The organism is Streptomyces sp. NPDC031479 (genome assembly GCF_055581065.1).
Genome location: NZ_JBVIKC010000091.1, coordinates 1 through 8630 on the forward strand (window position 1 = coordinate 1; position 8630 = coordinate 8630).

At 72.1% G+C, this 8630-nt stretch carries 8 protein-coding genes and 1 pseudogene; 6 read left to right on the top strand and 3 right to left on the bottom strand.

Annotation, left to right across the window (positions count from 1 at the left end; genetic code table 11):
- The 5 genes and pseudogenes from ACZ5D2_RS40590 to ACZ5D2_RS40610 form a co-directional block, all read left to right on the top strand.
- Positions 1-312: pseudogene (locus ACZ5D2_RS40590) on the top strand (sulfate adenylyltransferase subunit CysD); the annotation flags it as partial.
- A gap of 2 nt (positions 313-314) precedes the next feature.
- Complete coding sequence (locus ACZ5D2_RS40595) at positions 315-1595, top strand: sulfate adenylyltransferase subunit 1 (RefSeq protein ID WP_468936726.1); 1281 nt, start codon at positions 315-317, stop codon at positions 1593-1595.
- Positions 1583-2716: an aliphatic sulfonate ABC transporter substrate-binding protein gene (locus tag ACZ5D2_RS40600; RefSeq protein WP_468936729.1), complete on the top strand. Its 1134-nt coding sequence runs from the start codon at positions 1583-1585 to the stop codon at positions 2714-2716. Before ACZ5D2_RS40595 ends, ACZ5D2_RS40600 begins: the two co-directional genes overlap by 13 nt.
- Positions 2717-2721: 5 nt before the next feature.
- The gene (locus ACZ5D2_RS40605) at positions 2722-3531 is read left to right on the top strand and encodes an ABC transporter ATP-binding protein (RefSeq protein WP_468936732.1); all 810 of its coding nucleotides are present in this window, start codon (positions 2722-2724) and stop codon (positions 3529-3531) included.
- A complete protein-coding gene (locus tag ACZ5D2_RS40610; RefSeq protein ID WP_468936735.1) occupies positions 3518-4417 on the top strand; it encodes an ABC transporter permease in 900 nt (299 codons plus the stop codon). The genes ACZ5D2_RS40605 and ACZ5D2_RS40610 overlap by 14 nt, the downstream gene beginning before the upstream one ends.
- 40 nt (positions 4418-4457) lie before the next feature.
- Here ACZ5D2_RS40610 and ACZ5D2_RS40615 read toward each other — a convergent pair whose 3' ends face one another.
- The 3 genes from ACZ5D2_RS40615 to ACZ5D2_RS40625 all read right to left on the bottom strand — a co-directional run bounded on the left by ACZ5D2_RS40615 (position 4458) and on the right by ACZ5D2_RS40625 (position 7705).
- Complete coding sequence (locus tag ACZ5D2_RS40615) at positions 4458-5192, bottom strand: sirohydrochlorin chelatase (protein ID WP_468936738.1); 735 nt, start codon at positions 5190-5192, stop codon at positions 4458-4460.
- A gap of 14 nt (positions 5193-5206) precedes the next feature.
- Positions 5207-5986 (bottom strand): AfsR/SARP family transcriptional regulator, encoded by a 780-nt coding sequence (locus ACZ5D2_RS40620; protein WP_266845097.1) that lies wholly within the window; start codon positions 5984-5986, stop codon positions 5207-5209.
- Positions 5987-6343: 357 nt separating this feature from the next.
- Entirely contained in the window at positions 6344-7705 is a 1362-nt protein-coding gene (locus ACZ5D2_RS40625) for an MFS transporter (RefSeq protein ID WP_266845096.1), read from the bottom strand.
- A gap of 222 nt (positions 7706-7927) precedes the next feature.
- Here ACZ5D2_RS40625 and ACZ5D2_RS40630 point away from each other — a divergent pair, with 222 nt between their 5' ends.
- Positions 7928-8527: a TetR/AcrR family transcriptional regulator gene (locus ACZ5D2_RS40630; protein ID WP_371681549.1), complete on the top strand. Its 600-nt coding sequence runs from the start codon at positions 7928-7930 to the stop codon at positions 8525-8527.
- Positions 8528-8630 lie beyond the last annotated feature (103 nt).

The following is an 8630-nucleotide window of genomic DNA, read 5'->3' on the forward strand; positions in this document are numbered from 1 at the left end:
CGCGAGGACATCGAACTCCCTCAGATCTACTTCGCCCACGAACGCGAGGTCTTCCAGCGCAACGGCATGTGGCTGACGGCCGGCGAATGGGGCGGGCCGAAGGACACCGAGCCGGTCCACAAGCGCCTCGTGCGCTACCGCACCGTCGGCGACATGTCCTGCACCGGCGCCGTCGACTCCGACGCCACCACCCTCGACACGGTGATCGCCGAGATCGCCGTCTCCCGCCTCACCGAGCGGGGCGCCACCCGCGCCGACGACAAGCTCTCCGAAGCCGCGATGGAAGACCGCAAGCGCGAAGGGTACTTCTAACCATGACGACCACCACGCTGTTGCGCTTCGCGACCGCCGGCTCCGTCGACGACGGCAAGTCCACCCTGGTCGGCCGTCTGCTGCACGACTCGAAGTCGGTCCTGACCGACCAGCTGGAGGCCGTCCGGCGGGTGTCGGCCGACCGTGGCCAGGAGGCCCCGGACCTTGCCCTGCTCACCGACGGCCTGCGCGCGGAGCGCGAGCAGGGCATCACCATCGACGTGGCCTACCGCTACTTCGCCACCGCCCGCCGCCGGTTCATCCTCGCCGACACCCCCGGGCACGTGCAGTACACCCGCAACATGGTCACCGGCGCCTCCACCGCCGACCTGGCCGTGGTCCTCGTCGACGCCCGCAACGGCGTCATCGAGCAGACCCGCCGCCACGCCGCCGTCGCCGCCCTCCTGCGCGTCCCCCACGTCGTCCTCGCCGTCAACAAGATGGACCTCGTCGACTACCGCGAGACCGTCTTCGCCAAGATCGCCGAAGAGTTCACCGCCTACGCCTCCGAGCTGGGGATCCTCGACGTCTCCGCCATCCCGATCTCGGCCCTGGCCGGGGACAACGTCGTCGAGCCCTCCGCGCACATGGACTGGTACGGCGGACCCACCGCCCTCGAACACCTCGAAACCGTGCCCGTCACCGACGAGTTCACCGCCGCCCACGCCCGCTTCCCCGTCCAGTACGTGATCCGCCCCCGGTCCGCCGCCCACCCCGACTACCGCGGCTACGCGGGCCAGATCGCCTCCGGCGTCCTGCGCGTCGGCGAGGCCGTCACCGTCCTGCCGTCGGGCCGTACCAGCACCATCGAGGGGATCGACGCCCTCGGCGAGTCCGTGGACACCGCCTGGGCGCCGCAGTCGGTGACGGTCCGCCTCAAGGACGACATCGACATCTCGCGCGGCGACCTGATCGCCCCCACCGCCCTGGCCCCCACCACCACGCAGGACGTCGTCGCCACCGTCTGCCACGTCGCCGACCGGCCCCTCACGGTCGGCCAGCGCGTCCTGCTCAAGCACACCACCCGCACGGTCAAGGCGATCGTCAAGGAGATCCCCTCGCGGCTGACCCTCGACGACCTCTCCCAGCACCCGGCCCCCGGCCGGCTGGTGGCCAACGACATCGGCCGCGTCGTCGTCCGCACCGCCGAGCCGCTCGCGCTCGACGCGTACGCAGCCTCCCGCCGCACCGGGTCCTTCCTCCTCATCGACCCGGCCGACGGCACCACCCTGACCGCGGGCATGGCCGGCGATGCCTTCACGGAACACGAATGGACCGCCTGACCATGTCCCCCACGCGCCGCCTCCGCCCCGCCGCGGCCCTCCTGCTGCTGATCGCCGCCGCCCTCACCTCCTGCGGCTACGGCTCCCGGGCCGACCAGGTACCCGCCGCCGCCCAGGCCCCCGCGGACGGGACGGGCGCGAAGCTCTCGGCGGGCTCCGTGACCCTCGGCTACTTCCCGAACCTGACCCACGCCACCGCCCTGGTCGGCGTACGGGAAGGGCTGATCCAGCGGGAACTGGGCGGGACCGCCCTGAAGACCACCACCTTCAACGCCGGCCCGGCCGAGATCGAGGCCCTCAACGCCGGCTCCGTCGACATCGCCTTCATCGGCCCCTCGCCCGCCGTCAACGGCTACGTGAAGTCCAAGGGCCGCAACCTGCGGATCATCTCCGGCTCCGCGTCCGGCGGGGTCAAGCTCGTCGTGAACCCGGAGAGGATCAAGACCCTCGACGACCTCAAGGGCAAGCGGATCGCCACCCCGCAGCTCGGCAACACCCAGGACGTGGCCTTCCTCAACTGGGCCGCCACGCGCGGCTGGAAGGTCGACGCGGCCAGCGGAAAGGGCGACGTGTCCGTCGTCCGCACCAACAACACCATCACCCCCGACGCCTACCGGTCCGGTTCCGTCGACGGCGCCTGGGTGCCCGAGCCGACCGCGTCCAAGCTGGTCGCCGAGGGCGCGACCGTCCTCCTCGACGAGAGCGGCCTGTGGCCCGACGGGAAGTTCGTGATCACGAACGTCGTCGTGTCGCAGGAGTTCCTCAAAGGCCACGCGGACGTGGTGGAGGCCGTGCTCCGCGGCACGGTGAAGACCAACGAGTGGATCAACGCCCACCGGGACGAGGCCAAGACCTCCGCCAACGCCGCCCTGAAGACGCTCAGCGGCAAGGAGCTGGAGCCCGAGGTCATCGACCGGGCCTGGCCGGGCATCGTCGTCACCGACGACCCCCTGGCCGCCACCCTGCGGGCCCAGGCCGACCACGCCGTCGCCGCGGGCCTGCTGGAGCGGCCCGACCTGGCCGGCATCTACGACCTCGGGCCGCTCGACAAGGTCCTCGGTTCCCTGCACAGGCCCCCCGTCACCCCGCCGGGTCCGGGCACCGACGACCAACGGAGCTGACCGCGATGGCGACCGCCCTGATCAACGCGGAGCACACCACGGCCCTCACACGGGCCGTCCGCATCGAGCACGTCTCCAAGTCCTTTCCCGGCCCGGCCGGCCCCCAGCCCGTGCTGGACGACATCAGCCTCGACGTCGCTCCCGGGGAGTTCGTCACCCTCCTCGGCGCCTCCGGCTGCGGCAAGTCCACCCTGCTCAACCTGGTCGCGGGACTGGACACCCCGACCGCCGGGACCGTCGCCACCGAGGGCCGCGCGGCCCTGATGTTCCAGGAGCACGCCCTCTTCCCGTGGCTCACCGCGGGCAGGAACATCGAACTCGCCCTGCGCCTGCGCGGGGTGCCCAAGAACGACCGCAAGCCGGAGGCCGAACGGCTGCTGGAGCTGGTGCGCCTCGGCGGGGCGTACGGCAAGCGCGTCCACGAACTGTCCGGCGGCATGCGCCAGCGCGTGGCCCTGGCCCGCGCCCTCGCCCAGGACAGCCGCCTGCTGCTGATGGACGAGCCCTTCGCGGCCCTCGACGCCATCACCCGCGACGTCCTGCACGGCGAACTCACCCGCATCTGGGCCGCCGCGAACCTCAGCGGCTCCGCCGCGGGGGGACTCTCCGTCCTCTTCGTCACGCACAACGTCCGCGAGGCCGTCCGCCTCGCCGAGCGCGTGGTCCTGCTCTCCTCCCGGCCCGGCCGCGTGGCCCGCGAATGGAGGGTGGACATCCCGCAGCCGCGCCGCATCGAGGACGCCGCGGTCGCGGACCTGTCCGTCGAGATCACCGAACACCTGCGTGGGGAGATCCGCCGCCATGGCCAGCACTGACCTCAGGCCCCCCGGGCCCCGACCGTCCCGAGAGTTCCCCGCCGCCTCCAACGAGCTGGCCGGACTCGACGCCCTCGACACCCACCAGACGGCCCGCACCTCCCTGCGCCGGGTGCTGTGGGGCAAGGCACTGCCGCCCGCCGTGGCCGTCGCCCTGGTGCTGACGGTGTGGCAGGGGCTCACCTGGGCCCGGGTCGCCGACGACTACGTGCTCCCGCCGCCCTCCGCCGTCTGGCACAGCCTGACCGACCTCTGGTTCAGGGGCACCCTCCTCGACGTCGTGTGGACCAGCGTCTGGCGCGGCCTGTCGGGCTTCCTGCTGGCCCTGGCCATCGGCACCCCGCTCGGCCTGCTCGTCGCCCGCGTCAGGTGCGTGCGCGCCGCGATCGGGCCCGTCCTCCAGGGCCTGCAGTCCCTGCCCTCGGTCGCCTGGGTCCCCCCGGCGGTCCTGTGGCTGGGCCTGGACGACTCGATGATGTACGCCGTGATCCTGCTCGGGGCCACCCCCTCCATCGCGGGCGGCCTCGTCTCCGGCATCGACCAGGTCCCGCCGCTGTTCCTGCGGGCCGGCCGCTCCCTGGGCGCCACCGGTCTGCGCGGCGCCCGGCACGTGGTGATGCCCGCCGCGCTGCCCGGCTACCTGGCCGGCCTCAAGCAGGGCTGGGCCTTCTCCTGGCGCTCCCTGATGGCCGCCGAGATCATCGCCAGCTCCCCCGATCTGGGCCTGGGGCTCGGCCAGTTGCTGGAGTCGGGGCGCGAGACCTCCGACATGGCGCGGATCTTCCTCGCCATCGTGCTGATCCTGCTGGTCGGCGTCGTCGTCGACCTGCTGGTCTTCGGCCCGCTGGAGCGCCGGATGCTGCGCCGGCGGGGCTTGCGCCCGTGAGGGCCCCGGCCCGGGGCGGCCCGCCGGGCACCGTCCGGTGTCAGCCCGTCAGGGCCGGTACGCGGACGGCCGCGTCGTACCGGAGCAGGACGAGGCGCACCAGTTCCGGGGCGGCGCCGAGCACCGCGCCCAGGACGTCCGCCCCCGCGCCGCGGGCGCCCTCGGCGATCCGGTCCGGGAGCCTTCCCGGCGCCAGGACGTACGGGGCGACCGCGATCCGCCGGGCGCCCCCGGCGCGCAGCGCCCGTACGGCGTCCCCGGTGCGGGGGCCGTGGGAGGCGCAGGCGAAGCGTACGGAGTGCCAGCCGCCGGTGCGCTGCCACCGCCGGGCGATCCCGGCGAGCGCGGCGGCCGCCTCCGGGTCGGAGCTGCCGGCGGCCGCGAGGACCACGCCGGTCGTGGCGCGTTCGTCCGGGGCGAGTCCGGCCTGGTACAGCCGGCGTTCCAGTGCGGCGGTCAGCAGCGGATCCGGTCCCAGGACGGGGGTCTGGCGCACCGTGAGGGAGGCCGGTGCCCGGCTCAGGATGCCGGGCAGGTCCGTCTTGGCGTGGAAGGCCCGGGTCAGGAGCAGCGGCTGGACCACCAGCCGAGCGGCTCCGTGACGGGCCGCCCGCGCCAGCTCCTGCGGTACGGAGGGGGCGTCGAAGTCGAGGAAGGCCGTGCTCACGCGCAGTCCGGGCCTCGTAGACCGGATCCCGCGGGTGAGGGCGCGGACCGTGGTCGCGTGGCGCGGATCGCGGCTGCCGTGCGCGACCAGCAGCAGGGCGTCGCCCATGTCCGGGCTCTTCCCTAGCTCGCGACGAGGGCCGGCACCGGCCAGTAGGGCTCGTTCTGGAGCAGCATCGGGTCGTGGGTGAGGATCGCCCGCTCGTACTGGCTGAGTACGGGGGAGGGCTCGATGCCCTGCGACTCGATCATGTTGTGGCGGCACTGGCGGTAGACCGTCAGGGCGTCGAGCTGGCGGCCGCACCGGTACAGGGCCCGCATGAGGAGCATGCAGAACTGCTCGTGGTTCGGGTTGCGGGAGTAGAGCTCGGTCAGCTCCGGAAGGATCCGTTCGTGGCCGCCGGTGCGCAGTTCGAGATCGTAAAGAAGAATGAGCGCCGAATTCCGCGCCTCCATATATCTCGTGGAGGCGGTCTGGCAGATCGGTCCGCCGGCCAGTCCGCCGAATACGGGACCTCTCCAGCGGGAGAGTCCGGCGCGGAGGTCGGCGACGTTCTGGCGGTGCTCGGACAGGGTGTCCGTGCCGGTTCTCGCGTGGATCGCGTCCACGGTGTCGAGGAACAGGTAGGCGTCGAGTTCCCACCGGTCGAAGAGGAACATGTAGCCGGAGGTGCTCGTCACCACCCGCGATCCCTCCCGGTCGGGCTCCACCGCGGCCAGGGTTCTGCGTACTCGGCTGACCTGCGCCTGGAGGGCGTTCTCGACCTTGTTGGGGGGTGTGGTTCCCCAGAGTTCGAGGATGAGGGAGTCGACCGTGACGAGCGATCCGCCGGCCGCGAGCAGGGTCGCCAGGAGCGTCTGCTGCATGGCGCCGCCGAGCCGCACGGCGACCCGCTGTTTCATTATTTCAATGGAGCCTAGGACTGAGAACAGCAACACAAACATCTCCCCGCGAGATGGAAAGAGAACGGTGTCGTGTGCACTGGCGTCGGGTGATCGATTCGGTGCCGGAAGCGGTACTCATGCGGTACTGAATTCCTAGTGGACCGATCGGTCCCGACCGTACTTGGTCAGGTAGGAGCGTGTCAATGAAGCCAATGGGCCCCCGCCTCCCGCCCGGAGGCCCCGCCCGGGAGTGAACGCGACAAAGGCCGTGCAACACGTCCGGCGCCGGATGCGGGGGATCCAATGGGTGCGCCAGACGGGTTGCACGGCCGATCGGGGGGAGGGCGTCGCCGCCGGGGCGGCGACGCCCTCCGGTCAGGCCGCGGCCTTCTGGCGGTAGCGGGCGGCGCCCGCCAGGGCCACGAGGGTGACGGCGAGGGTGATGACCGTGACGGTCCACAGACCCGCCCGGTACGGGGCGATCCCGCCGGTGGAGAGCGAGAAGGCGGTGGCGGTGACGGCGATGACCACACCGTTGCCGATCTGCGCGCCGGCGTTGAACAGGCCCGAGACCAGGCCCTGCTCGTCGGGCTCGGCGGTGCCGACGGCCGCGATGTTCAGCGCCGGGTAGACCGCGGCGAAGCCGAGGCCGCCGAGGAGCTGCTGCGCGAACAGCGTGACCAGCGGGTCGACCTGACCCATGAGCAGGACCCAGCCGAGGTAGCCGATGCTCAGCAGGACCAGGCCGCCGGTGGCGACGGGCCAGGCGCCGTACTTGGTGACCAGGGCCGCGCCGTAGCGGGCGGTGCCCGCGGTCAGCACGCCGCCGAGGAGGAAGGCGAGGCCGGCCTCCAGCGGGCTCCAGCCCAGCTGCTCCTGGTAGTAGAGGGTGAGCACGAACTGGAAGGAGACGTAGGCGCCGAAGAAGAGCATCGAGACCAGGGCGCGGGTCAGCTGGCCCTTGCGGAAGACGGAGAGCGGGACCAGCGGCGCCGGGTGCCGGCTCTCGACCACGGCGAACAGCGGGAAGAGGACCGCGGCGGCGATGAGCGAACCGATCGTCTGCGCGTCGCTCCAGCCGTCGCTCGCGGCCCGGCTGAGCCCGTACACGAGGGCCACCGCGCCGGCCGTCACCGTGACGGCGCCGAGGATGTCGATGCTTCCGCTCTTGCCCTTCTCCTGCTGGGCGGGTACCACGGAGGCGGCGAGCAGGGCGACCAGGACACCGGCCACGGCCGGGGCGAAGAGGACCAGGCGCCAGGAGACGCCCGCCATCAGGCCGCCGAGGATCAGGCCGAGCGAGTAGCCGGCCGAGGCCACGGCGAGGAAGGTGCCGAGCGCGCGGTTGCGTGACTGCTCGTCACGGAAGGCGTCGAGCAGGATGGCCATGGCGGCGGGTGCGGTGATGCCGGCGCTGACGCCCTTGAGGAGACGGGCGACGACCAGGAGCACTCCGTTGTCGGCGATGCCGCCGAGGATGCTCGCCACCACGAAGACGGCGAGGAAGCCGATCAGCAGCTTCTTGCGGTTGTAGAGGTCGGCCAGCCGGCCGCCCAGCAGCAGGAACCCGCCGAATCCGAGGGCGTAGGCGGAGACGACCCACTGGAGTGCGGAGGTCGACATGCCCAGGTCCGCCTGGACGAGGGGGAGGGCCGGTCCCATGCTCGCGATGTCCATCGCGTCCAGGAACTGCACCGCGCACACGACCAGGAGCAGCAGGGGCAGGCTCTTGACCACGGGTGCGGACGGTAACGCCGTCCGTGCGATGGGGGGAGAGGTCGGTGATGCCTCGGTCATGATCAGACTCCGATCGGAGGGTCGTCGGAAGCAGTGGGCCGCAACATGGTGAAGAATGACGGACCGATCAGTCCGGGACTGATCGGTCCATTTCTAGCGCTCACAAACCCCGCTGTCAAACGTATGCTGGGATCCGCGGGGGAGAGGGGAAGGAGTTCAGACATGGCGCGTACACCGGCACCAGGTACGAGGCGGCGGATTCTGGAGGCCTCGGCCAAACTCTTCGGTGAGCAGGGGGTCCGGGCCGTCGGCATGCAGCAGGTGATCGACGCGACCGGAGTGGGCAAGAGCCTGCTCTACCGCGAGTTCGCCAGCAAGGACGAGCTCATCGCCGCCTGGCTGCGGGAGAGCGACGCGCAGTGGTGGGAGCGGGCCGAAGAGGTCACGGCCCCCCACAGCGGCGACCCGGCCCGGCAGATCCTGGCGCTGATGGAGTTCTTCCAGGCCAGCGTCAGCGAACCGGACTTCCACGGCTGCATCTACTACAACACCTCCAGCGAGTTCCGCGACCCGGCGCACCCGGGCCGCCAGGAGGCGACGCTGCACCTCAAGGGCCTGCGCAACTGGCTGCGGGACATGGGCGCCCAGGCCGGCGCCGAGGACCCCGACGCCCTGGCCGACACGCTGATGCTCGTCATCGGCGGCCTGCTGGCCAACGGCGAGGTGCTCGGGGTCGACGGGCCCGCCCGGATGGCCTTGTCCGCCACCGAGCTCGTGCTGCGCCAGCACTGCCCCAACGCGCTGGCGGGCGCCGTCCTCTGACCCGCGGCACCCCACGGGACCGGGGGGGGGGGGGAGAGGGGGGGGGGGGGGGGGGGGGGGGGGGAGGGGGGGAAGAAGAGGGGGGGGGGGGGAAAGGGGGCGA

Excerpts from the sequence above, each read along its gene's own strand:
- ACZ5D2_RS40595 (WP_468936726.1), top strand. The coding sequence starts at position 315 with ATGACGACCACCACGCTGTTGCGCTTCGCGACCGCCGGCTCCGTCGAC.
- ACZ5D2_RS40600 (WP_468936729.1), top strand. The coding sequence starts at position 1,583 with ATGGACCGCCTGACCATGTCCCCCACGCGCCGCCTCCGCCCCGCCGCG.
- ACZ5D2_RS40605 (WP_468936732.1), top strand. The coding sequence starts at position 2,722 with ATGGCGACCGCCCTGATCAACGCGGAGCACACCACGGCCCTCACACGG.
- ACZ5D2_RS40610 (WP_468936735.1), top strand. The coding sequence starts at position 3,518 with ATGGCCAGCACTGACCTCAGGCCCCCCGGGCCCCGACCGTCCCGAGAG.
- ACZ5D2_RS40615 (WP_468936738.1), bottom strand. The coding sequence starts at position 5,192 with ATGGGCGACGCCCTGCTGCTGGTCGCGCACGGCAGCCGCGATCCGCGC.
- ACZ5D2_RS40620 (WP_266845097.1), bottom strand. The coding sequence starts at position 5,986 with ATGAAACAGCGGGTCGCCGTGCGGCTCGGCGGCGCCATGCAGCAGACG.
- ACZ5D2_RS40630 (WP_371681549.1), top strand. The coding sequence starts at position 7,928 with ATGGCGCGTACACCGGCACCAGGTACGAGGCGGCGGATTCTGGAGGCC.